We start from the raw sequence: 23,432 nt of genomic DNA, 5'->3' as shown, positions 1-23,432 counted from the left end.
GCCGCGTCCCGGTCAGACCACGGTCGTGCCCGGCCCGTTGCTGCCCTGGGGCTGCGGCACTGCCACGGTGGGCGAGGTCGGTGTCGGGTACGCGAGCGACGTGGTCGCCGGCGGCGACAGCGCCAGGCCCGCGCCGCGCAGGTTGTCGAGGATGGTGAACAGCAGGTCGCTCTTGACCCCGCCCGAGTTGCGCGGATTGCTCACGTAGCCGATGGCCAGGAAGGTGAGCGTGCCGTTCAGGATGCCTTCGAGCTGCACGATGGGTTCGGGGTCTTCCATGATGCCTTCGTGCGCGTGGAAGGCCTGCAGGATCACCTCGCGCATGCGCTGTGCGTCGGTATCGAGCGGCGCGGGCAGGCGCAGCAGCACGCGGCCCGGCGCGCCGGTCAGCGTCATGTTGCGCACGGTCTTGGTGATGAACTCCGAGTTGGGCACGATCACGGTGGACCGGTCGCCCAGCTGGATCTCGGTGGCGCGCACGTTCACGCGGCGCACGTCGCCCTCGGTATCGCCCAGCACCACCCAGTCGCCCACCTTCACCGGCCGCTCGGCCAGCAGGATCAGGCCCGAGATGAAGTTCTGCACGATGGCCTGCAGCCCGAAGCCGATCCCCACCGACAGCGCGCTGGCCACCCAGGCGATGCGCTCCACGCTGATGCCCAGCGCCGCCAGCGCCGCGGCCACCACCAGCACGCCGCCCACGTAGCCCAGCAGCGAGACGATGGAGCTGCGCATGCCGGGCTCGAGCGACGTGTTGGGAAAGTAGCGTTCGCTCAGCCAGCGCTTGAGCACGCGGATGCCCACGAACCCCGCCGCCACCACGGCCAGCGCGGTGAGCAGGGCCTGGGGTGCGAGCGCGAAGTTGCCGACCTGCAGGCCGTTGTTCAGGCTGCTGCCGCGCCGGAAGACCTCGTCCGGCCCGGTGCCGAAGGGCGCCATCAGCGCGATGATCATGTAGAAGAACAGCACCACGCGCAGCACGCCCGAGCCCAGCACGGCCGCCTGGTCGAGCAGGCCCGCGTCGATGCCCATGCCGGAATGCAGCCGGCGCCCGAAGCTGCCCTTGGACGACAGCACGGCCTCGCACACGTCGTCGGCCAGCTGGTAGAGCAGGTAGGCGGTGGCGAAGACGATGGCGCTCCACACCATCTGGCGCGCCAGCGTGCTGGCCAGGGCGACGAAGCCCAGCGCGACCAGCACCAGGGTCGCCACCGAGGCAAAGCCCGCGCAGGCCACGAGCAGGCCCACCCACAGCGGGCGCGGGGGCGCGGCAGCGGCCTCGGCGGCCTCGCTGCCGCCCTCCGCCGCACCGTCACGGGCCGCGGTGCGCGGAGCGTGCAGGTGGCGCAGGCAGGAAATGGCGGTGAGCGAGACGAGCAGCGCCGTCACGGCCTGCGTCGTTACCTCGGCCGCGAGGCTGGCGCCCACGGCGGTGTTCACTTCGGTGATGAGCCCGCTGGTGATGGCGACGAGGGCGATCCACCAGGGGTAGGGGCTCAGCCGCCGCGCCAGGTCGTCCGACAGCGAGGGCAGGCGCCAGGAACTGCGCCGGCGCGACAGCAGCGCGTGCCCCAGGCCGATGGCGAACGAGGCGAAGATGGCCAGGCGCACCGCCGTGCTGCCCAGGCTGTGCAGCCGGTCGCCGAGGTTGTCGCCCACATCGATGCCGCTGAGCGCCAGTTGCGCCGCCAGCCCGATGAGCAGCACGTGCACGACGACCGACACGGCCGCCAGCAGCGAGCGCCGCAGGCGCCCGGCCGGCAGCCGCGTGGGCGCCACGCGCACCAGCACGCGCTTGGCCACCCAGTTGCCCACCACGGCCAGCAGCAGCGCGCCGATCAGGCTGCCGAGAAAGGTGGTGCGCCGCGCGGGCTCCAGCGCCCGCTCCAGGGCCTGCCGCATTTCGACCGCCAGCATCGACAGCCGGGCGGTGTCGGAGGGCCAGGCATTGCGCAGCGCGCGCCAGTAGGTGGGGCCCAGGGGCGAGTCGATGCGGGCGGTCAGCGCGTCCTGGAACTGCTGGCGGCGCTGGCGCACGAGGTCGGCGCTGCGCTGGTCGGAATCGACCACGATGAGGCGGGCGAGCTTGAGGTCGGCGTCCACGATGGCGCGCTGCTTGGCCAGCGCGGCGCGCTGCTGCGCCACGTCGGGGGAATCGGCTGGCGCGCCTTTTTCTGGCGAGGGGCCCAGGCCGGCCAGGCGCGTGTCCAGGTCGGCCAGCGCTTCGGTGCGCTGCGCGACGAGCTGCTCGGCGGCCGTGCCGATGGCATAGACCTCGTTGACGAGCTTGCGTCCGTCATCGTCGGGGTCGAGCTTTTTGGGGACGGCATCGAGCTGTTTGCGCAGGTCGTCCACCGAGCGGGGGGCGGGATCGCCGGCCCGGGGGGCCGTGGCGCTGGCCGCCGAGGCCGGGGCGGATGCCGCCGCGGTCCGGTCCTGCGCCGCCGCGGAGTGGGACAGGGCCAGGCCCACGAGCAGGCCGGCCAGCAGGGTTCTGAAAAAGGAAGGGAGCAAGGGCGAGTCCGTGCGTACAAGGACCCGAAAGCGTATCACTGCCCGGGGCTGAACAGGTCCACCCGGTCGGTGATGATGCCGTCGGTGCCCAGGTCGATCAGGCGCTGCGCGGCCCATTCGTCGTTCACCGTGTAGCTCAAGGCGCGCAGCCCGGCGCCTTTCACCTGGGCCACGGTCTCGGTATTCCACAGCGCGTGGTTGCAGACCACGGCCACGCAGCCGAGTTGCTGCGCGGTGTCCAGCCAGCCGGCGCCCAGCGTGTCCAGCAGCAGGCCGCGCGGCAGCAGCGGTGCCGCATCGCGCGCGCCGGACAGCGCACGCACCTGGAACGAGGTGAGCAGCGGCGGCACCGCGGCGCCCTGCCACAGGCGCGCGGCGTGCGCGGCGACCACGCGGCCGGTTTCTTCTTCGGTGCCGGGCGTGGGCTTGATCTCGATGTTCAGCAGGTGGCTGTTGGCCCGGCAAAAGCGCGCCACGGCGTCCAGCGTGGGCAGCGGCTCGCCGGCGTGGGCGCGCGAATGCCAGGCGCCGGCGTCCAGGCGCGACAGGTCGCTCCAGGCCTGCTCGCCGGCCGTGCCCCGGCCGCAGGTGGTGCGCTCCAGCGTGGCGTCGTGCAGCAAAAAGGGCACGCCGTCGCTGCTGAGCTTGGCGTCGCACTCGAACATGCGGTAGCCGTGGTGCGCGCCCAGGCGGAAGGCGGCCAGCGTGTTCTCGGGCGCGAGCTTGCCGGCGCCGCGGTGGGCGATCCAGCGGGGATAGGGCCAGTCGGACGCGGAAACGGCAGGCGCAACGGCAGCAGCAGCGGAAGGGGCGGTCATGTCAGTGAACGATGGTTTGGAAGGCTGTCTCGGTGTTCGATGCCGGCACGGCCTGTCCTGTCCGATGGCCGCGGAGCAGGCCGAGCCAGCAGGCGCCGGTGGCGACTCCGGGGGGCTTCATAGCGGTTCGCCGAACTTGAGCAGGTTGCCGTGCGGGTCGATCACGTAGAACTCGCGCATGCCCCAGGGCTGCTCGCGCGGGGGATCGACGGCCAGGCCGCGCGCAGCGAAGTCGGCATGCAGCGCGCGGGTGTCGCCGCGCACGTAGCAGGAGGTGTTCTCGGCGATGTGGCGCTCGGTGCAGCGCCAGAAATGCAGCTCGCAGCCGTCGCGCTCGGCGATGAGGTAGTCGTCCATGCGCAGCCGGGGGGCGAACCCCAGCCGGTCGGCGCAGAAGGCCGCGCTCTCGTCCAGGTCGAGCGAGGCCAGCACGGGAACGGTCGCGTGCACGAGCCGGGCCGGTGCCAGATCGCTCATGGTGCCGGTCACATCCGCTTGCCGGTGGCGGCGTCGAACCAGTGCAGGCGCGCCGGGCGCGGCTCAACGTGGATGGTGTCGCCGGGCTGGGGCGAGTGCGTGCCTTCTTCCACGCGCACGATGAGCGGTTCTCCGTTCATGCGCGCATACACCAGGCGCTCGGCGCCCAGCAGCTCGACGGTCTCGACCTGCACGGCCCAGCCGGTGTCGCCGATGTCCAGGTGCTCCGGACGCACGCCGAGGATCGCGCCTTGCTTGCCGCCTTCCGCGTTCTTGAGCAGGTTCATGGGCGGCGAGCCGATGAAGCTGGCCACGAAGGTCGAGGCGGGCGAGTGATAGACCTCCTCGGGCGTGCCGAACTGCTCCATCACGCCGCCGTTCATGACGATCATGCGTTGGGCCAGCGTCATGGCCTCGACCTGGTCGTGGGTGACGAACAGGCTGGTGATGCCCAGTTCGCGGTGCAGCTTCTGGATTTCCAGGCGGGTCTGCGCACGCAGCTTGGCGTCCAGGTTGGACAGCGGCTCGTCGAACAGGAACACCTGGGGCTGGCGCACGATGGCACGGCCCATGGCCACGCGCTGGCGCTGGCCGCCGGACAGCTCGCGCGGCTTGCGCTCCAGCAGGTGGCCCAGCTCCAGGATCTTGGCGGCCTTGTCCACGCGCCGCTTGATCTCGTCCTTGGGCACCTTGGCGATCTTCAGGCCATAGGCCATGTTGTCGAAGTTCGTCATGTGCGGGTAGAGCGCGTAGTTCTGGAACACCATGGCGATGTCCCGCTCGGCGGGTTCGAGGTCGTTCACCACGCGCGGGCCGATGGCGATCTCGCCGCCGCTGATCTCTTCCAGGCCCGCGACCATGCGCAGCAGCGTGGATTTGCCGCAGCCCGACGGGCCGACGATCACGATGAATTCGCCATCCTGGATTTCGGCGCTGACGCCGTGGATGACCGGGGTGGCCTTGGGGCCGACGCCATAGCGTTTGACAACGTTGCGAAGCGAGAGGGAAGCCATATTTTTTGGGATTCTTGTCAGATCGATCGTTGATCGTTTGATCGTTATTTCTCGGTGTCCACGAGGCCCTTGACGAACCACTTCTGCATGAGCATCACCACCACGGCCGGCGGCAGCATGGCCAGGATGGCCGTCGCCATGACGATGTTCCATTCGTTCTGGCCGTCTCCGCCGGCGATCATGCGTTTGATGCCGATCACCACGGGGTACATGTCTTCGCTGGTGGTGGCCAGCAGCGGCCACAGGTACTGGTTCCAGCCGTAGATGAACTGGATCACGAACAGCGCGGCGATCGAGGTCTTGGACAGCGGGATCAGGATGTCCTTGAAGAACCGCATCGGGCCCGCGCCGTCCATGCGCGCGGCCTCCACCAGCTCGTCGGGCACGGTCAGGAAGAACTGGCGGAACAGGAACGTGGCCGTGGCCGAGGCGATCAGGGGCACGGTCAGGCCCGCGTAGCTGTTGAGCATGCCGAGGTCGGAGACCACCTGGTACGTTGGCCCGATGCGCACTTCCACGGGCAGCATCAGCGTGATGAAGATCAGCCAGAAGCACAGGCCCTTGAAGGGAAAGCGGAAGTACACGATGGCGAAGGCCGACAGCAGCGAGATGGCGATCTTGCCGAAGGTGATGACCAGGGCCGACACCAGGCTGACCCACATCATGCGGGCCACCGGGGCGGTGGAGCCCGCGCCAGAATCGCGGCCGAACAGGGCAGCCTTGTAGGTCTCCCAGAAGTGGCCGCCGGGCAGCAGCGGCATGGGGGCCTGCACGATCTCCTGCGCGGTGTGCGTGGAGGCGACGAACGCCAGGTACAGCGGAAAGGCGACGATCAGCACGCCCAGCACCATGATCACATGGGCCAGGATGCCGGCGGTCAGGCGGCGCTCAACCATGGGCGGCCTCCATCGAAAAAACGCTTTGCGCCAGGCATTGCATCAGGCGTTGCATCAGTAGTTCACTTTCTTTTCGACATAGCGGAACTGCACCACGGTGAGCGCGACGACGATCAGCATCAGCACCACCGATTGCGCGGCCGAGCCGCCCAGGTCCATGGCCTTGAAGCCGTCGTAATAGACCTTGTAGACGAGGATGGCCGTGTCCTTGCCCGGGCCGCCCTGCGTGGCCGCATCGACGATGGCGAAGGTGTCGAAGAAGGCATAGACCACGTTGATCACCAGCAGGAAGAACGTGGTGGGCGACAGCAGCGGGAACTGGATCGTCCAGAAGCGTCGCCAGGGGCGTGCGCCGTCGATGGCCGCGGCTTCGATGAGCGACTTGGGGATCGACTGCAGGCCCGCCAGGAAGAACAGGAAGTTGTAGGAGATCTGCTTCCACACCGAGGCCATCACGATCAGCGTCATGGCCTGGCCCGAGTTGAGCAGGTGGTTCCAGTGGATGCCGAATTTCTCCAGGCCATAGGCCACCACGCCGAGCGACGGCGAGAACATGAACACCCACAGCACCGCGGCCACGGCGGGCGCGACGGCGTAGGGCAGGATCAGCATGGTCTTGTAGAACATGGCCGCCTTCACCACGCGGTCGGCGAAGATCGCCAGCATCAGCGACAGGCTGATGCCGATGCCCGCCACCAGCACGGAGAACATCGCCGTGGTCTTGAACGACTCGACGTAGCTGCCGTCGTTGAAGAGCTGCCGGAAGTTATCGAGGCCCACCCATTCGGTGGAGGTGCCGAAGGCGTCCTGCAACTGCATCGACTGCACCAAGGCCTGGCTGGCAGGCCAGAAGAAGAAGACCAGGATGATGGCCATCTGCGGCGCGATGAGCAGCCAGGGCAGCCAGGCAGATTTGAAGCGGACGCGTTTTTCCATGGGGCGGAAGGTTGGGAGAAATAGGCGCTTCCCAAAGCAAAAAGCAGATGGACGACCCATCTGCTTTTTGCGGTTGGCGAAACGGTCAGTTTAAGTCGTATTAAGACTTGTTCGCCTTCTGGAAGCGTTCCAATTGCTCGTTTCCACGCTTGACGATCGTGTCCAGCGCTTCCTTGGCGGTCTTCTTGCCGGACCACACCTGTTCGAGCTCTTCGTCCTCGATCGCGCGGATCTGCACGTAGTTGCCCAGGCGGATGCCGCGGCTCTTGTCGGTGACCTTGCGGATCATCTGCGTCACGGCCACGTCGGTGCCGGGGTTCTGCTGGTAAAAGCCCGACTTTTCGGTCAGCTCGTACGCGGCCTTGGTGACGGGCAGGTAGCCGGTGCGCTTGTGGCTGGCGGACTGCACTTCGGGCGTGGAGATGAACTGGAAGAACTGCGCCACGCCCTTGTATTCAGCGGGCTTCTTGCCGGCCATGACCCACAGGCTCGCGCCGCCGATCACGGTGTTCTGCGGCGCGCCGGCCACATCGGGGTAGTAGGGCAGGGGCGCCAGGCCGTAGGCGAACTTGGCGTTCTTGGCCACGTTGCCGTAGAAGCCCGACGACGTGTTGATCATGGCGCACTCGCCCGACACGAAGCTGGCTTCCGGCACGTTGCCGCGGCCCTTGTAGACGAACAGGCCCTGCTTGGACATGTTGGCCAGGTTCTCGATGTGGCGCACGTGCAGGGGCGAATCCACCTTCAGGCGCGCGTCCAGGCCCTGCAGGCCGTTGGACTTGCTGGCGAACTCCACGTTGTGCCAGGCCGAGAAGCTCTCGACCTGCGTCCAGTTCTGCCAGGCCGTGGTGAACGGGCACTTGTGGCCCGAGGCCTTGAGCTTGGCCGCCGCGTTGATCACTTCGGGCCAGGTGGAGGGGGCCTTGTCGGTGGGCAGGCCGGCGGCCTTGAAGGCGTCCTTGTTGAAATAGAAGATGGTGGTGGAGCTGTTGAACGGGAAGCTCAGCATCTGGCCGTTGGGGGCCGTGTAGTAGCCGGCCACGGCGGGGATGTAGGCGGCCGGGTCGAACTTGGCGCCCGCGTCCTGCATCACCTTGCCCACGGGCACGATGGCGCCCTTGCTGGCCATCATGGTGGCCGTGCCCACTTCGAACACCTGCAGGATGTGCGGTGCGTTGCCGGCGCGGAAGGCGGCGATGGAGGCCGTCATGGACTCGTCATACGTGCCCTTGTAGGTCGGCACGATCTTGTATTCCTTCTGGCTTTCGTTGAACTGCTTGGCCAGATCGTTCACCCACTCGCCGTTGACCGCGGTCATCGAATGCCACCATTGGATCTCGGTCTGTGCCTGCGCCGTGGCGCAGAACGAAGCGGCGATGGCGGCAGTGGCCGCCAGGTGCTTGAATTGCATGAAAACTCCTCGAATCGATACGAAATGCACGAAGCGCCGATGGTAGGACGCATTTCGTGACACGAATGTGTCGTTGTCGCATAGGCCCACGCACCGATCAAGCGGGGAAACCCGTCGCGGCGCAGGGCCCCGCCATGGCCGCCAAACGGGCGCCAGCGTTGGCGATTTCATGACAATTTCGTGACAGATCGGCGCCGCGCCGAGTCGCATTGGCGACTGGTGCCGTGCACCATTTCAGCGAATTGCAAGGATGCCAGGAGGGTTTTGTGCGGTGCACAATGATCTCGCGTCCCCGTTCTGGGGCTGATCGCGGGGCCGAATCCCGCGCCTTTTCCTTTTCCGATCCTCCGGACCTTTCCATGGCCAAAACCTCTCTGGACAAAAGCAAGATCAAGTTCCTGTTGCTCGAGGGCATCCACCCGTCCGCGCTCGACGTGCTGCGCGGTGCGGGCTACACGCAGATCGAGGCGATCTCCGGCGCGCTGCCCGACGACGAACTCAAGCGCAAGATCGCCGATGCGCACTTCGTGGGCATCCGCTCGCGCACCCAGCTCACGGCCGAGGTCTTCGCCCAGGCGCACAAGCTCGTGGCCGTGGGGTGCTTTTGCATCGGCACCAACCAGGTGGACCTGAACGCCGCCCGCGAGCGCGGCATCGCCGTGTTCAACGCCCCGTACTCCAACACCCGCTCGGTGGCCGAACTGGTGCTGGCCGAAGCCATCCTGCTCCTGCGCGGCATTCCCGAGAAGAACGCCGTGGCGCACCGCGGCGGCTGGCTCAAGTCGGCCGACAACGCCTACGAGATCCGCGGCAAGACGCTGGGCATCGTGGGCTACGGCTCCATCGGCACGCAGTTGTCGGTGCTGGCCGAGGGCCTGGGCATGCACGTGATCTTCCATGACGTGGTCAACAAGCTGCCCCTGGGCAATGCGCGCCAGGCGCCCTCGCTGCACGCGCTGCTGGGCCAGGCCGACATCGTGAGCCTGCACGTGCCCGAGCTGGCGTCCACGCAGTGGATGATCGGCGCGGCCGAGATCGCGGCGATGAAGCCCGGCGGCATTCTGATCAACGCCGCGCGCGGCACGGTGGTGGAGATCGAGCCGCTGGCCGAGGCGCTCAAGGCCAAGAAACTGCTGGGCGCCGCCATCGACGTGTTCCCGGTCGAGCCGCGCACCAACAAGGACGAGTTCCTGTCGCCGCTGCGCGGGCTGGACAACGTGATCCTCACCCCGCACATCGGCGGCTCCACCATGGAGGCGCAGGCCAACATCGGTCTGGAAGTGGCCGAGAAGCTGGTCAAGTACAGCGACAACGGCACCTCGATCTCATCGGTCAACTTCCCCGAGGTGGCGCTGCCCGCGCACCCGGGCAAGCACCGGCTGCTGCACATCCACCAGAACGTGCCGGGCGTGCTGTCGCAGATCAACCAGATCTTCTCGGACAACCGGATCAACATCGCCGCCCAGTACCTGCAGACCAACGAGAAGGTGGGCTACGTGGTGATCGACATCGACGCCCAGTCGTCCGACCTGGCGCAGGACGAGCTGGCCAAGGTGCCGGGCACGATCCGCAGCCGCGTGCTGTTCTGATCGGCCGGGCAGGCCGGCGGGCACTCCGCTGGGCCGCCGTGGGATTCAGGGCCAAAACGGCCTCCGGCGCAATGAAAACGCCGGCATGATGCTATAAAAATAGTAGCAATCAGGGTCTGCGCGGTGTTGCGCCGGCCGGTGGGCCCGGCCCGGCCCCCGGGACTACCCGGAGGCTGGCATAAAATCGCGGCCCCGAGGCACAGGGGCGCCCCACGCGCCCGACCCAGGTTGACCCCATGAACGTTCCCATAGCGCTGGCTGCCCTGCAGGCGCAGGCCGCCGAGCCTGCCCGCCTGCGAGAGATTCCCTACAACTACACCTCGTTTTCCGACCGGGAAATCGTCATCCGCCTGCTCGGGTTGCCGTCCTGGGACGTGCTCGACCAGTTGCGGCGCGAGCGCCGCACCGGCCGCTCCGCCCGCATGCTCTATGAAGTGCTGGGCGATATCTGGGTGGTTCAGCGCAACCCCTACCTGCAGGACGACCTGCTGGACAACCCCGACCGGCGCAAGCTGCTGGTCGAGGCGCTGGAGCACCGCCTGGCCGAGATCGGCAAGCGCCGCACGCCGGCCGACGATTCCGGCCGCGACCATTTGGTGGGCCAGTTGGTGGACGCCGCGCGCCGCGCCATCGCCGAGTTCGACGCCACATTCGTCGAGGCGGCGCAGCTGCGCCGCCAGGTGCAAAAGCGCCTGGGCCGCCACACGGCCAAGGACAACATCAAGTTCGACGGCCTCTCGCGCGTGTCCCACGTGACCGACGCGACCGACTGGCGCGTCGAATACCCGTTCGTGGTGCTCACCCCCGACACCGAGGCCGAGATGGCCGCGCTGGTCAAGGCCTGCATCGACCTGGAGATGACCATCATCCCGCGCGGCGGTGGCACCGGCTACACCGGCGGCGCCATTCCGCTCACCTGGCGCAGCGTGGTCATCAACACCGAAAAGCTCGAAGCCATGACCGAGGTGGAAATGCGCCGCCTGCCGGGCATGGACCGCGAGGTCGCCACCGTGTGGACCGAGGCCGGCGTGGTCACCCAGCGCGTGGCCGATGCGGCCGAGCGAGCGGGCTACGTGTTCGCCGTGGACCCGACCAGCGCCGAGGCGTCCTGCATCGGCGGCAACATCGCCATGAACGCCGGCGGCAAGAAGGCCGTGCTGTGGGGCACGGCGCTCGACAACCTCGCCAGCTGGCGCATGGTGACGCCCGACGCCCAGTGGCTGGAGGTGACCCGTGTGAACCACAACATGGGCAAGATCCACGACGCCGAGGTGGCCAGCTTCGACCTGCAGTATTTCGAGGCCGACGGCAAGACGCCGATCCGCACCGAGCGCCTGGACATCGCCGGCAAGACCTTCCGCAAGGAGGGCCTGGGCAAGGACGTGACCGACAAGTTCCTGTCGGGTTTGCCCGGCATCCAGAAAGAGGGCTGCGACGGCCTCATCACCAGCGCGCGCTGGGTGGTGCACCGCATGCCCGAGCACACGCGCACCGTGTGCCTGGAGTTCTTCGGCAACGCCAAGGATGCGGTGCCCAGCATCGTGGAGATCAAGGACTTCATGTTCGCCGAGCAGCAGCGCAGCGGCGTGCTGCTGGCGGGCCTGGAACACCTGGACGACCGGTATCTGAAGGCCGTGGGCTACGCCACCAAGAGCAAGCGGCACGGCGGCGGCCTGCCCAAGATGGTGCTGTTCGGCGACATCGCAGGCGACAACGCCGACGACGTGGCGCGCGTGACCAGCGAGGTCGTGCGGCTGGCCAATTCGCGCTCGGGCGAGGGCTTCATCGCCATCAGCCCCGAGGCACGCAAGAAGTTCTGGCTGGACCGCAAGCGCACGGCCGCCATCAGCCGCCACACCAACGCCTTCAAGATCAACGAAGACGTGGTGATCCCGCTGCCGCGCATGGCCGAGTACACCGACGGCATCGAGCGCATCAACATCGAGCTGTCGCTGCGCAACAAGATCGCGCTGTGCGATGCGCTGGAAGACTTTTTCCTGCGCGGCAACCTGCCGCTGGGCCGCCAGGACGATGCGCACGAGATCCCGTCCGCCGAGCTGCTGGAAGACCGCGTGGGCCAGGCCGTGGCGCTGGTGGGCGAGGTGCGCGCGCTGTGGACCGGCTGGCTGCGTGACGTGGAGCCGCTCTTCGCCCAGCTGCAGGACCACACGCTGCGCGCGAGCTGGAAGACCCAGCTTCGCGAGCCGCTGGCCAAGATCTTCGCCGGCGCCGCCTTCAAACCCATCATGGACGAGACGGCCGCCATCCACCAGCGCGTGCTCAAGGGCCGCGTGTGGGTGGCGCTGCACATGCATGCCGGCGACGGCAACGTGCACACCAACATCCCCGTCAACAGCGACGACTACCGCATGCTGCAGACGGCGCACGAGGCCGTGGCGCGCATCATGGTGCTGGCCCGCCAGCTCGACGGCGTGATCTCGGGCGAGCACGGCATCGGCATCACCAAGCTCGAATTTTTGACCGACGACGAGCTGCGGCCGTTCGCCGACTACAAGCAGCGCGTGGACCCCGAAGGGCGCTTCAACAAAGGCAAGCTGCTACGAAATCAGGAGCATGGTGCCCTAGCGGATATTGCGCGGGAGCCCGGTTCGGCCCGCAACTCGCTGATGTTCGCCGACCTCACCAACGCCTACACGCCCAGCTTCGGCCTGATGGGGCACGAGTCGCTGATCATGCAGCAGAGCGACATCGGCGCCATCGCCGATTCGGTCAAGGACTGCCTGCGTTGCGGCAAGTGCAAGCCCGTGTGCGCCACCCACGTGCCGCGCGCCAGCCTGCTGTACAGCCCGCGCAACAAGATCCTCGCCACCTCGCTGCTGGTCGAGGCCTTCCTGTACGAGGAGCAGACGCGCCGGGGCGTGTCGATCAAGCACTGGCAGGAGTTCGAGGACGTGGCCGACCACTGCACCGTGTGCCACAAGTGCTACACGCCGTGCCCGGTCAAGATCGACTTCGGCGACGTGACGATGAACATGCGCAACCTGCTGCGCAAGATGGGCAAGAAGACCTTCCGCCCCGGCAACGCGCTGGCCATGACCATGCTCAACGCCACCAACCCCGACACCATCAAGCTGATGCGCAGCGCCATGGTCGGCGTGGGCTTCAAGGCCCAGCGCATCGCCGTTCAACTCTTGCGCAAGGTGGGCCGCCGCCAGACCGCGCGGCCGCCGGCCACGGTCGGCACCGCGCCGGTCAAGGAGCAGGTGATCCACTTCATCAACAAGAAGCTGCCCGGCGGGCTGCCCAAGAAGACGGCGCGCGCGCTGCTGGACATCGAGAACAAGGACTACGTGCCCATCATCCGCAACCCGGCCACGACCACGGCCGAGACGGAGGCGGTGTTCTACTTTCCCGGTTGCGGCTCCGAGCGCCTGTTCAGCCAGGTGGGCCTGGCCACGCAGGCCATGCTCTGGCATGCGGGCGTGCAGACCGTGCTGCCGCCGGGCTACCTGTGCTGCGGCTACCCGCAGCGCGGCAGCGGCCAGTTCGAGAAGGCCGAGAAGATGATCACCGACAACCGGGTGCTCTTTCACCGCGTGGCCAACACGCTCAACTACCTCGATATCAAGACCGTGGTGGTGAGCTGCGGCACCTGCTACGACCAGTTGCAGGGCTACGACTTCGGCAAGATCTTCCCGGGCAGCCGCATCATCGACATCCACGAATACCTGCTGGAAAAGGGCGTGACCCTGCAGGGCAAGGGCGCCTACCTGTACCACGAGCCCTGCCACAACCCCATGAAGCTGCAGGACTCGGTCAAGACCGTGAAGGCGCTGGTGGGGCCGCAGGTGCTCAAGAGCGAGCGCTGCTGCGGCGAATCCGGCACGCTGGGCGTGACGCGGCCCGACATCTCCACGCAGGTGCGCTTTCGCAAGGAAGAGGAAATCAAGAAGGGCGAGGCCGCGCTGCGCGCCAGCGGTGCCGTGGGTGCGCAGGACAACGTGAAGATCCTCACCAGCTGCCCCAGCTGCCTGCAGGGCCTGAACCGCTACCAGGACGACCTGAACAACGGCCTGCTGGAGGCCGACTACATCGTCGTCGAGATGGCGCGCGAGATCCTGGGCGACAACTGGATGCCCGAATACGTGCAGCGCGCCAATGCGGGCGGCATCGAGCGGGTGCTTGTCTGATGGCAGCCACCGCGCCTGCTGCGGCCACCGCGGCCGACTGCCCGCTGTGCGATGGCGACGGCGGCGCGCTGGTCTGGCGCGGCCCGAAGCTGCGCGTGGTCCGCGCGCAGGAGCCGGGCTTTCCGGCCTTCTATCGCGTGGTGTGGAACGCGCATGCGGCGGAGTTCACCGATCTGGACGCGGGCGACCGCCAGCATTGCATGGACGCCGTGGCGGCTGTGGAGACCGCGCTGCGCGCCCACGTGCAGCCGGACAAGATCAACCTGGCCGCGCTCGGCAACATGGTGCCGCACCTGCACTGGCACGTGATCGCGCGCTTTGCATGGGACAGCCATTTCTCAGGCGCCGTGTGGGCCGCGCCGCAGCGCGACCGCGCACCCGAGCGCGAGGCCGATGTGGCCGCCCGCCTGGCCGCGGCCGAGGCGGCGATGGCCGGGCGGCTGTCGCAGCTGGCTTGACGCAACGCGCCTGAGCCCGAGCGGAGCCCACTGCCGGCCCGGCCAGGGCGCGGTGGGACAATCGCGCTCCGGCTCCATCGGGCCGCCCGCAGCGGGCACAACGCAAACGCACAGAGGATTTCCATGGCAGGTTTGAAAGCCGGCGCACCCACGCCGCAGTCGATCACGGTGCACGAGGCATCGCGCGTGCTGGAGGTGGTGTTCTCGGACGGCGCGGCCTTCCGCATCCCGTTCGAGCTGATGCGCGTGTATTCGCCCTCCGCCGAGGTGCAGGGCCACGGCCCGGGCCAGGAGGTGCTGCAGACCGGCCAGCGCCACGTCACGCTCGCGGGGCTGGAGCCGGTGGGGAACTACGCGGTCAAGCCCACGTTCTCCGACGGCCACGACACGGGCATCTTCTCGTGGGACTACCTGTATGAACTGGGCCAGCGCCACGATGCGCTGTGGGCCGACTACCTGCGCCGGCTGGCCGAGGCCGGCGCCGATCGCGACACGCCGATGCCACCCAGGCGTGGCGGCGGTGGCGGCCATTCGCACGGCCACGGAGGCTGCGGCCACTGAGTTTTGCCGGCCCGTTTCGGTCCGTTTTGGCGCGGGCCGAACGTCCGAATTGCGACAGATGCCCCATGCAGGCGCGGGGTTGTCGCTGTACGAGCGGGGCCCGCGCGCCTAGCATCGCGGAATGAGCACCACGCATTTCGGATTCCAGTCGGTCGATGAAGCGGAAAAGGCGCGCCGCGTGCGCGGCGTTTTCGACTCCGTCGCATCGAAGTACGACGTCATGAACGACCTCATGTCCGGTGGCCTGCACCGCGCATGGAAGGCCTACACGGTCATGGTCGCCAACCTGCGCGAGGGCCACCGCGTCCTCGACATCGCGGGCGGCACGGGCGACCTGGCGAAGGCCTTCGCCAAGAAGGTCGGCGCATCGGGCGAGGTGGTGCACACCGACATCAACGAAGCCATGCTGCGCGTGGGGCGCGACCGCCTCATCGATGCCGGCGTGGTGCTGCCCACGCTGGTCTGCGACGCCGAGAAGCTGCCCTTTCCCGATGGCCATTTCGACGTGGTGAGCGTGGCCTTCGGCCTGCGCAACATGACGCACAAGGACCAGGCCATTGCCGAGATGTGCCGCGTGCTCAAGCCGCGCGGCCGCCTGCTGGTGCTGGAGTTCTCCAAGGTGGCCAAGCCGCTGGAGAAGGCCTACGACTGGTATTCCTTCAAGATCCTGCCCCGCCTGGGCCAGATGGTGGCCGGCGACGACGCCAGCTACCGCTACCTCGCCGAGTCGATCCGGATGCATCCGGGGCAGGAAGAACTCAAAACCCTCATGCAGAAAAATGGCTTTGGGCATGTGGACTATCACAACATGACGGGGGGAATCGTTGCTTTGCATGTTGGAATCAAGTGTTGAGCCGTCTTGTGTTTTCGTCGGCAGCCGGCACCTATCTATAAATTGGAGATGACATGATGAAACTGTGGTCCGTGGCGCTGGTCGCCATGTTGTTGGTAGTGCATGCCGATGCGGATGCGCGCCGCATGAGTGGCGGCAAGTCCGTTGGCAAGCAATCGAGCAACGTGACGCAGCGCGAGGCCGCGTCACCGCCGCCCGCCTCGCCCGGTGCGCCGGCGCAGAACGTCAACAGCGCAGCGGCGGCCAAGCCCGGCGCCGCTCCCGCAGCCGCTCCGGCGGCGGCCGCCAAGAAGCCCTGGGGCGCGATGCTCGGCGGCCTGGCCGCGGGCCTGGGCCTGGCGTGGCTGGCCCATTCGCTCGGCCTGGGCGCGGGCTTCGGCCAGTTCCTGCTGATCGCGCTGCTGGCGCTGGGTGCGTTCGCCCTGTTCCGCATGTTCATGCGTTCGCGCAAGCCCGCCGAAGGCGGTGCCGGCAACTCGCCCTTCGCCTTCCAGGGCGCAGGCGGCGGTGCCGCTTCGCCGGCCGAGGCGCAGATGCCCCGCCAGTACAGCCCGCAGAACGTGGGCAACGATGCCTCCGCACGGCCTTTCGAGCGCAGCAGCATGGCTTTCGATGCTTCGCGCCAGAGCGGCGGCGGCTCGGGCGTGGTGATCGGCTCGGCACTGGCAGGCTCGCAGAACTGGGGCGTGCCGGAAGGCTTCGACACCGAAGGTTTCCTGACCGCGGCCAAGCGCAACTTCATCACGCTGCAAGGCGCCTGGGACCGCTCCGACATCGCTGCGCTGCGCTCGATGATGACGGACAGCATGGTGGAAGAGATCCGCACCCAGCTGAGCGAGCGTGAATCGCTGCGCGGCGCCAGCCAGCCCAACCACACCGACGTGGTCATGCTGGAAGCGCAACTGCTGGGCATCGAGGACCTGGGCGACGGCTACATGGCCAGCGTGGAGTTCTCCGGCATGATCCGCGAGGAGCTCTCGGCCGGCCCGAGCCCGTTCCGCGAAGTGTGGAACATGACCAAGCCGAAGGCCGGCAGCAGCGGCTGGCTGGTGGCCGGCGTGCAAGCCTTGCAATAAGGCTCGGCCGCAATGGCGCGGCGGGTGCGGGGGTAAAGCCTTCGGCGCCGCGCCCAGTTCGGGGAATAATCGGGGACTATGGCAACACAGTCCCCTTTTTCATTCCTGGATGGGCTTTTCGAGCGCATCGCCGCAGGCCCGCAGCCACCGCAGTGGCTGGTGCACGAGGTGCAGCACCGCCTGGTGCTGTTCCTCAACCATGTGCTCATGCAGGAGCCCGAGGCCATGGACCGCCTCGTGCGCCAAAAGGGGCGCGTGGCCCGCGTGCAGTGGCGGGCCTATTCCATGGCCCTGCAGATCACCCCGGCCGGGCTGCTGGACCTGGCGCCCGAGGGCCAGATGCCGGACCTGCGCCTGGAGGTGATCGAGGCCTCCCCCCTGTCGCTGGCCCAGACCGCGCTGCGCGGTGACAAGCCCGGCATCCGCATCGAAGGCGACGTGCAACTGGCCGCCGACATCAACTGGCTGGTGGACCACGTGCGCTGGGACGTCGAGGAAGACCTGGCCCGCGTGATCGGCGATGCGCCGGCCCATGCCATCGGCTCGGCGGCCCGCCGCGCCGCGCAGGCGCTGCGCCAGTTCGTCGGCGCACGCCGGGCTTCGTCTGCCGGCGGCGCCGGCGGTACTGACCGCCCCGCACCATGAGTCGTTTCCTTCGCGGCATCACCATCGTCTGGGTGGTGCTGCGCTACGGGCTGGACGAGCTGGTCCTGACGAGCTTCCAGAAGCCCTGGCTGCGCCTGGTGGCGCGCATCGTGTCGATCGGGCGCAACCTGGACGCCCCGCGCGGACAGCGCCTGCGCGAGGCGCTGGAGCGGCTGGGCCCGATCTTCGTGAAGTTCGGCCAGGTGCTGTCCACCCGGCGCGACCTGATGCCGCCCGACATCGCCGACGAGCTGGCGCACCTGCAGGACCGCGTGCCGCCCTTCGATCCCGACGTGGCGGTGGCCACCATCGAGCGCGCCTTCCGCCGTCCGCTGGCCGAGGTGTTCGTGTCCTTCGACCGGGTGCCGATCGCCAGCGCGTCCATCGCCCAGGTGCACTTCGCGGTCGTGCGCGACCGCAAGGGCGTGGAGCGCGAGGTGGCCGTCAAGGTGCTGCGCCCGGGCATGCTGCCCGTGATCGAGAACGACCTGGGCCTCATGCGCCTGATGGCCGGGTGGGTGGAGAGCCTGTCGGCCGACGGCAAGCGGCTCAAGCCCCGCCAGGTGGTGGCCGAGTTCGACAACTACCTGCACGACGAGCTGGACCTGGTGCGCGAGGCCGCCAATGCCGCGCAGCTGCGCCGCAACATGCAGGGGCTCGAGCTCGTGCTGATCCCCGAGATCCTCTGGGACTTCTGCCACGCCGAGGTGCTGGTGATGGAGCGCATGAAGGGCGTGCCGATCAACCAGATCGAGCGCCTTCGGGCCGCGGGCGTGGACATTCCCAAGCTGGCGCGCGACGGGGTCACGATCTTCTTCACGCAGGTGTTCCGCGACGGCTTCTTTCACGCCGACATGCACCCGGGCAACATCCAGGTGAGCCTGGAGCCCGAGACCTTCGGGCGCTACATCTCGCTGGACTTCGGCATCGTCGGCACGCTGACCGAGTTCGACAAGGAATACCTCGCGCAGAACTTCACGGCGTTCTTCCGCCGCGACTACAAGCGCGTGGCCGAACTGCACATCGAAAGCGGCTGGGTGCCGGCCCACACACGCGTGAACGAGCTGGAGGCGGCCATCCGCACCGTGTGCGAGCCGTACTTCGACCGCCCGCTCAAGGAAATCTCGCTCGGCATGGTGCTGATGCGGCTGTTCCAGACCTCGCGGCGCTTCCATGTGGAGATCCAGCCGCAACTGGTGCTGCTGCAAAAGACGCTGCTCAACATCGAGGGCCTGGGCCGCCAGCTCGACCCCGACCTGGATCTGTGGAGCACCGCCAAGCCGTTCCTCGAAAAATGGATGCTCGACCAGATGGGCCCGCAGCGGCTGTGGCGCGAGCTGCGGGCCGAGGCGCCCCGCTTTGCCAAGATGCTGCCCGAACTGCCGCGCCTGCTGCACGGCTACCTGCGCGAGCGTCCGCACGACAACCGCCGCGAGCTGCTGGAATTGCTGGCTGCGCAAAAGCGCACCAACCGGCTGCTGCAGAGCCTGATCTACGGTGGCATGGGTTTTGTATTGGGGCTGCTGGCGATGCAGCTGCTGATCCGCGTGCGGCTCTTCTAGCCTTTTTCCGACCCCTCCCTTTTCCCCTTACCCCTCCCTACGCGACATACGAGGAGCATGCCGTGCTGTTGACCCTGGTCATTGTCTATCTGCTGATCACCATCGCCATCGGCCTGCTGGCAGCGCGGCGGGTGAAGAACTCGGCGGATTTCGCCATCGCCGGGCGGCACCTGCCGCTGTACATGATCGTGACGACCACGTTCGCCACGTGGTTCGGCTCCGAGACGGTGCTGGGCATTCCGGCCAAGTTCATCGAGGGCGGGCTGGGCAACGTGGTGGAAGACCCGTTCGGCGCGGGCTTCTGCCTGATCCTCGTGGGGCTGTTCTTCGCCGCACGGCTGTACCGCATGACGCTGCTGACCATCAGCGACTACTACCGCGAGCGGTATGGCCGCGCGGTCGAGATCGTGTGCTCGCTCATCATCATGCTGAGCTACCTGGGCTGGGTGTCGGCGCAGGTGACAGCGCTGGGCCTGGTGTTCAACCTGCTGTCCGGCGATGCCATCAGCATTCCGGTGGGCATGACCATCGGCGTGGTCTCCATCCTGGCCTACACGCTGTTCGGCGGCATGTGGTCGGTGGCGGTGACGGACTTCATCCAGATGATCATCCTGGTGGTGGGGCTCACGATCATCGCGGTCTTCGCCGGCAACATGGCAGGCGGGGCAGACAAGGTGATCGAGCTGGCCAGCAGCCGCGACCTGTTCCGCTTCCTGCCCGAGCCCAAGCTGCACGACATTCTGTTCTTCATCGCGGCGGGCATCACCATGATGTTCGGCTCCATTCCGCAGCAGGACGTGTTTCAGCGCGTCATGTCGGCCAACAACATCCAGGCGGCCACGCGCGGCCCGGTGATCGGCGGCATCTGCTACATCCTGTTCGCCTTCGTGCCCATGTTCCTGGTGGCCAGCGCGCTGATCATCATGCCCACCGAAACGGCTGCCCTGCTCAAGGACGATCCGCAGAAGGTGCTCCCCACCCTGGTGCTGCAGAAGATGCCGTTCATCATGCAGGTGTTCTTCTTTGGTGCGTTGCTGTCGGCCCTCAAGTCCACGGCTTCTGCCACGCTGCTGGCGCCCAGTGTCACGTTCACCGAAAACATCTGGCGCCAGTTCCGCCCGAACGGCACCGACCGCGACCGCCTGCGCACCATGCGCATCAGCACGCTGGTGTTCAGCGCCCTGGTGCTGGCCTATTCGATCCACATGCAGGGCACGTCGATCTACGAACTGGTGTCGGGCGCCTACCAGGTGCCGCTGGTGGGTGCCTTCGTGCCGCTGGTCTTCGGCCTGTACTGGAAGCGCGCGACGACCCAGGGCGCCATCCTGGCCATCGCCGCCGGCCTGTCCTCCTGGCTGCTGTTCCTGGCGACGCCGGCTGGCGCCGTGTTTCCGGCGCAATTGGCCGGCGTGCTGGCCGCCACGGCGGGCATGCTGATCGGTTCGCTGGCGCCACAGGCGCTGCGCAACGTGCGCGCTTCGCACCACCCGGTCGTGGGGGCGGAGCAGGCGTAAAGGGGGCTTGGGTGCGGTGCCTATAATTGAAGGTTTTGCACTTTCCATCGCACACGCTCAAGATGCCTATCTATGCCTATAAATGCGGTTCCTGCGGCCACGCCAAGGATGTGCTGCAAAAAATGTCCGACGCGCCGCTCACGGTGTGCCCGGCCTGCGGGGCCGAGGCCTTCTCCAAGCAGGTGACCGCAGCCGGTTTCCAGCTCAAGGGCTCCGGCTGGTACGTGACCGATTTCCGCGGCGGCAATACCGGCGCCGCCAGCGCCAAGCCCGAAGCGGCGGCCTCCGATGGCGCAGCGCCCGCTGCCGCATCCTCCGGTGGCGACAGTGCCCCCAAGAAGGAAGCGGCGGCTCCCGCGCCAGCCCCCGCGCCGGCCGCCAGCAGCTCCGAGACCAAGAAGAACTGAACGGCCCCTGATGTCCGCTTTGCGCAAATGGCTGTTCACGGGCCTCCTGGTCATTGTTCCCGGCGTCATCACGGCCTGGGTGCTGAACTGGATCGTGAGCACGCTCGACCAGACCCTGCAGATCCTGCCGGGCGCCTGGCAGCCCGACAAGCTGCTGGGCTTTCACATTCCCGGCTTCGGGGTGCTGCTCACGCTGGGCATCCTGCTGGCCGTGGGCGCGCTCACCAGCAATTTCGCCGGGCGCAAGCTGGTGGAATGGGGCGATGCCCTGGTGAGCCGCATCCCGGTGGTGCGGTCGATCTACTCCAGCGTCAAGCAGGTGTCGGACACGCTCTTTTCCGAAGGCGGCAACGCCTTTCGCACCGCCGTGCTGGTGCAATGGCCGCGAGAAGGCGTGTGGACGGTGGCGTTCATCACCGGCACGCCGAGCGGCGAGGTGGCGGCCTACCTGCGCGATGAATACGTGAGCGTCTATGTGCCCACCACCCCCAACCCGACGGGCGGCTACTTCGTGATCTTGCGCAAGAGCGACTGCATCGAACTCGAAATGAGCGTCGATGCAGCCCTCAAGTACATCGTCTCCATGGGGGTGGTCGCACCCCCGGACCTCACGCCGCCCGATTCCCGATAACACCTCGTCGCATGCCCGCGTGCCGCGGGCGTGCGGAAACCTTGTCGCGCTCCACGAGGGCGCAGGAAGACTCTCCAATGGCCATGCGTTCCCACTACTGCGGTCTCGTCACCGAAGCCCTCCTGGGCCAAACCGTCACCCTCGCGGGCTGGGTGAACCGCCGCCGCGACCATGGCGGCGTGATCTTCATCGACCTGCGCGACCGCGAAGGCTACGTGCAGGTGGTGTGCGATCCCGACCGCGCCGAGATGTTCAAGACGGCCGAAGGCGTGCGCAACGAGTTCTGCGTGCAGGTCAAGGGCCTGGTGCGCGCCCGCCCCGAGGGCACGACCAACGAAGGCCTCAAGAGCGGCAAGATCGAGGTGCTGTGCCATGAGCTCAACGTGCTCAACCCCTCCGTCACGCCCCCCTTCCAGATCGACGAAGAGAACCTGTCGGAAACCACGCGCCTCACGCACCGCGTGCTGGACCTGCGCCGCCCGTACATGCAGAACAACCTGATGCTGCGCTACCGCGTGTCGATGGAAGTGCGCAAGTTCCTCGACGCCAACGGCTTCGTCGATATCGAAACCCCCATGCTCACCAAGAGCACGCCCGAAGGCGCGCGCGACTACCTGGTGCCCAGCCGCGTGCACGACGGCCAGTTCTTCGCGCTGCCGCAGTCGCCCCAGCTGTTCAAGCAACTGCTGATGGTGGCCGGCTTCGACCGCTACTACCAGATCACCAAGTGCTTTCGCGACGAAGACCTGCGCGCCGACCGCCAGCCCGAGTTCACCCAGATCGATATCGAAACGTCGTTCATGGAAGAGCAGGACATCCGCGACATGTTCCAGGGCATGATCAAGACGGTGTTCCAGAACACGCTGGGCGTGGACCTGGGCGAGTTCCCGGTCATGACGTACCAGGACGCCGCCTACCGCTTCGGCTCCGACAAGCCCGACCTGCGCGTGAAGCTCGAATTCACCGAGCTGACCGAGGTCATGAAGGACGTGGACTTCAAGGTGTTCTCGGGCGCCGCCAACATGAAGGGCGGCCGCGTGGTGGCCCTGCGCGTGCCCGGCGGCGCGCGCGAAACCGGCGGCCTCTCGCGCGGCGAGATCGACGGCTACACCGAGTTCGTGAAGATCTACGGCGCCAAGGGCCTGGCCTACATCAAGGTCAACGAGCTGGCCAAGGGGCCGGACCTGCAAGGGCCCTCGCGGTGGCCGGGCCTGCAGTCGCCCATCGTCAAGAACATCCATGACGCGGCCATCGCCGAGATCTTGAAGCGCACCGGCGCGCAGGACGGCGACCTGCTGTTCTTCGGTGCCGACAAGGAGAAGGTCGTCAACGACGCCATCGGCGCGCTGCGCATCAAGATCGGCCACAGCGAGTTTGGCAAGAAGAACGGCCTGTTCGAGGACCGCTGGGCGCCGCTGTGGGTGGTGGACTTCCCGATGTTCGAGTTCGACGAAGACTCCCAGCGCTACACCGCCGTGCACCACCCCTTCACGGCGCCGAAGGACGGCCATGAGGACTGGATGGTCACTGCGCCCGAAAAGTGCATCTCCAAGGGCTACGACATGGTGCTCAACGGCTGGGAAATGGGCGGCGGCTCCGTCCGTATCCACCGCGCCGACGTGCAGCAGAAGGTGTTCGACGCCCTCAAGATCACGCCCGAGGAAGCGCAGCAGAAGTTCGGTTTCCTGCTGGACGCCCTCCAATACGGCGCGCCACCGCACGGCGGCCTGGCCTTCGGCCTGGACCGCATCGTCACGCTGATGACGGGTGCCGAGTCGATCCGCGACGTGATCGCCTTCCCCAAGACCCAGCGCGCGCAGTGCCTGCTGACGCAGGCCCCGAGCCCCGTGGACGAAAAGCAGCTGCGCGAGCTGCACATACGCCTGCGCAACCCCGACGCGGCCAAGGCGGCCTGATCCG

The 23,432-nt window shown here is 67.3% G+C and carries 19 protein-coding genes; 12 read left to right on the top strand and 7 right to left on the bottom strand.

Annotated features, from left to right (window positions below; genetic code table 11):
* Positions 1–12: 12 nt before the first annotated feature.
* The 7 genes from M5C98_RS18470 to ugpB form a co-directional block, all read right to left on the bottom strand.
* A complete protein-coding gene (locus M5C98_RS18470; RefSeq protein ID WP_272553333.1) occupies positions 13–2,466 on the bottom strand; it encodes a DUF3772 domain-containing protein in 2,454 nt (817 codons plus the stop codon).
* A gap of 83 nt (positions 2,467–2,549) precedes the next feature.
* The gene (gene ugpQ / locus M5C98_RS18465) at positions 2,550–3,332 is read right to left on the bottom strand and encodes a glycerophosphodiester phosphodiesterase (RefSeq protein WP_272548910.1); all 783 of its coding nucleotides are present in this window, start codon (positions 3,330–3,332) and stop codon (positions 2,550–2,552) included.
* Between the two features lie 117 nt (positions 3,333–3,449).
* The gene (locus tag M5C98_RS18460; RefSeq protein ID WP_272548909.1) at positions 3,450–3,809 is read right to left on the bottom strand and encodes a bleomycin resistance protein; all 360 of its coding nucleotides are present in this window, start codon (positions 3,807–3,809) and stop codon (positions 3,450–3,452) included.
* Positions 3,810–3,817: 8 nt separating this feature from the next.
* Positions 3,818–4,822 carry a sn-glycerol-3-phosphate import ATP-binding protein UgpC gene (locus M5C98_RS18455; protein WP_272548908.1) on the bottom strand — a complete coding sequence of 335 codons (1,005 nt, stop codon included), beginning with the start codon at positions 4,820–4,822 and terminating at the stop codon, positions 3,818–3,820.
* Between the two features lie 44 nt (positions 4,823–4,866).
* Positions 4,867–5,718 (bottom strand): sn-glycerol-3-phosphate ABC transporter permease UgpE, encoded by an 852-nt coding sequence (gene ugpE / locus M5C98_RS18450; RefSeq protein ID WP_272548907.1) that lies wholly within the window; start codon positions 5,716–5,718, stop codon positions 4,867–4,869.
* A gap of 54 nt (positions 5,719–5,772) precedes the next feature.
* Positions 5,773–6,654 carry a sn-glycerol-3-phosphate ABC transporter permease UgpA gene (gene ugpA / locus M5C98_RS18445; RefSeq protein ID WP_272548906.1) on the bottom strand — a complete coding sequence of 294 codons (882 nt, stop codon included), beginning with the start codon at positions 6,652–6,654 and terminating at the stop codon, positions 5,773–5,775.
* Positions 6,655–6,754: 100 nt separating this feature from the next.
* Complete coding sequence (gene ugpB / locus M5C98_RS18440; protein ID WP_272548905.1) at positions 6,755–8,065, bottom strand: sn-glycerol-3-phosphate ABC transporter substrate-binding protein UgpB; 1,311 nt, start codon at positions 8,063–8,065, stop codon at positions 6,755–6,757.
* 359 nt (positions 8,066–8,424) lie between these two features.
* On the opposite strand from ugpB, the gene serA reads away from it, so the two are divergent.
* The 12 genes from serA (at position 8,425) to aspS (ending at position 23,428) form a co-directional block, all read left to right on the top strand.
* Positions 8,425–9,654, top strand: coding sequence for a phosphoglycerate dehydrogenase (serA, locus tag M5C98_RS18435; protein WP_272548904.1), 1,230 nt, complete (start codon positions 8,425–8,427; stop codon positions 9,652–9,654).
* Between the two features lie 236 nt (positions 9,655–9,890).
* The gene (locus M5C98_RS18430) at positions 9,891–13,805 is read left to right on the top strand and encodes an FAD/FMN-binding oxidoreductase (protein ID WP_272548903.1); all 3,915 of its coding nucleotides are present in this window, start codon (positions 9,891–9,893) and stop codon (positions 13,803–13,805) included.
* Positions 13,805–14,263 carry an HIT family protein gene (locus M5C98_RS18425; protein WP_272548902.1) on the top strand — a complete coding sequence of 153 codons (459 nt, stop codon included), beginning with the start codon at positions 13,805–13,807 and terminating at the stop codon, positions 14,261–14,263. The genes M5C98_RS18430 and M5C98_RS18425 overlap by 1 nt, the downstream gene beginning before the upstream one ends.
* Positions 14,264–14,386: 123 nt before the next feature.
* Positions 14,387–14,824: a DUF971 domain-containing protein gene (locus M5C98_RS18420; protein ID WP_272548901.1), complete on the top strand. Its 438-nt coding sequence runs from the start codon at positions 14,387–14,389 to the stop codon at positions 14,822–14,824.
* A gap of 121 nt (positions 14,825–14,945) precedes the next feature.
* A complete protein-coding gene (gene ubiE / locus M5C98_RS18415; RefSeq protein WP_272548900.1) occupies positions 14,946–15,677 on the top strand; it encodes a bifunctional demethylmenaquinone methyltransferase/2-methoxy-6-polyprenyl-1,4-benzoquinol methylase UbiE in 732 nt (243 codons plus the stop codon).
* A 53-nt stretch (positions 15,678–15,730) separates the two neighbouring features.
* Complete coding sequence (locus M5C98_RS18410) at positions 15,731–16,753, top strand: Tim44 domain-containing protein (protein WP_272548899.1); 1,023 nt, start codon at positions 15,731–15,733, stop codon at positions 16,751–16,753.
* Positions 16,754–16,831: 78 nt separating this feature from the next.
* Positions 16,832–17,398 (top strand): hypothetical protein, encoded by a 567-nt coding sequence (locus M5C98_RS18405; RefSeq protein WP_272548898.1) that lies wholly within the window; start codon positions 16,832–16,834, stop codon positions 17,396–17,398.
* A complete protein-coding gene (ubiB, locus tag M5C98_RS18400; RefSeq protein WP_272548897.1) occupies positions 17,395–18,960 on the top strand; it encodes a ubiquinone biosynthesis regulatory protein kinase UbiB in 1,566 nt (521 codons plus the stop codon). The genes M5C98_RS18405 and ubiB overlap by 4 nt, the downstream gene beginning before the upstream one ends.
* 62 nt (positions 18,961–19,022) lie before the next feature.
* Positions 19,023–20,474, top strand: coding sequence for a sodium:solute symporter family protein (locus M5C98_RS18395; protein WP_272548896.1), 1,452 nt, complete (start codon positions 19,023–19,025; stop codon positions 20,472–20,474).
* 62 nt (positions 20,475–20,536) lie between these two features.
* Positions 20,537–20,881 (top strand): FmdB family zinc ribbon protein, encoded by a 345-nt coding sequence (locus tag M5C98_RS18390; protein WP_272548895.1) that lies wholly within the window; start codon positions 20,537–20,539, stop codon positions 20,879–20,881.
* A gap of 10 nt (positions 20,882–20,891) precedes the next feature.
* The gene (locus M5C98_RS18385; protein ID WP_272548894.1) at positions 20,892–21,512 is read left to right on the top strand and encodes a DUF502 domain-containing protein; all 621 of its coding nucleotides are present in this window, start codon (positions 20,892–20,894) and stop codon (positions 21,510–21,512) included.
* A 77-nt stretch (positions 21,513–21,589) separates the two neighbouring features.
* Positions 21,590–23,428, top strand: coding sequence for an aspartate--tRNA ligase (aspS, locus tag M5C98_RS18380; protein WP_272548893.1), 1,839 nt, complete (start codon positions 21,590–21,592; stop codon positions 23,426–23,428).
* Positions 23,429–23,432: the final 4 nt, after the last annotated feature.

The organism is Acidovorax sp. NCPPB 3576, from assembly GCF_028473605.1.
Classification (GTDB): domain Bacteria; phylum Pseudomonadota; class Gammaproteobacteria; order Burkholderiales; family Burkholderiaceae_C; genus Paracidovorax.
This window is presented reverse-complemented; position numbering and strand designations above follow the sequence as displayed.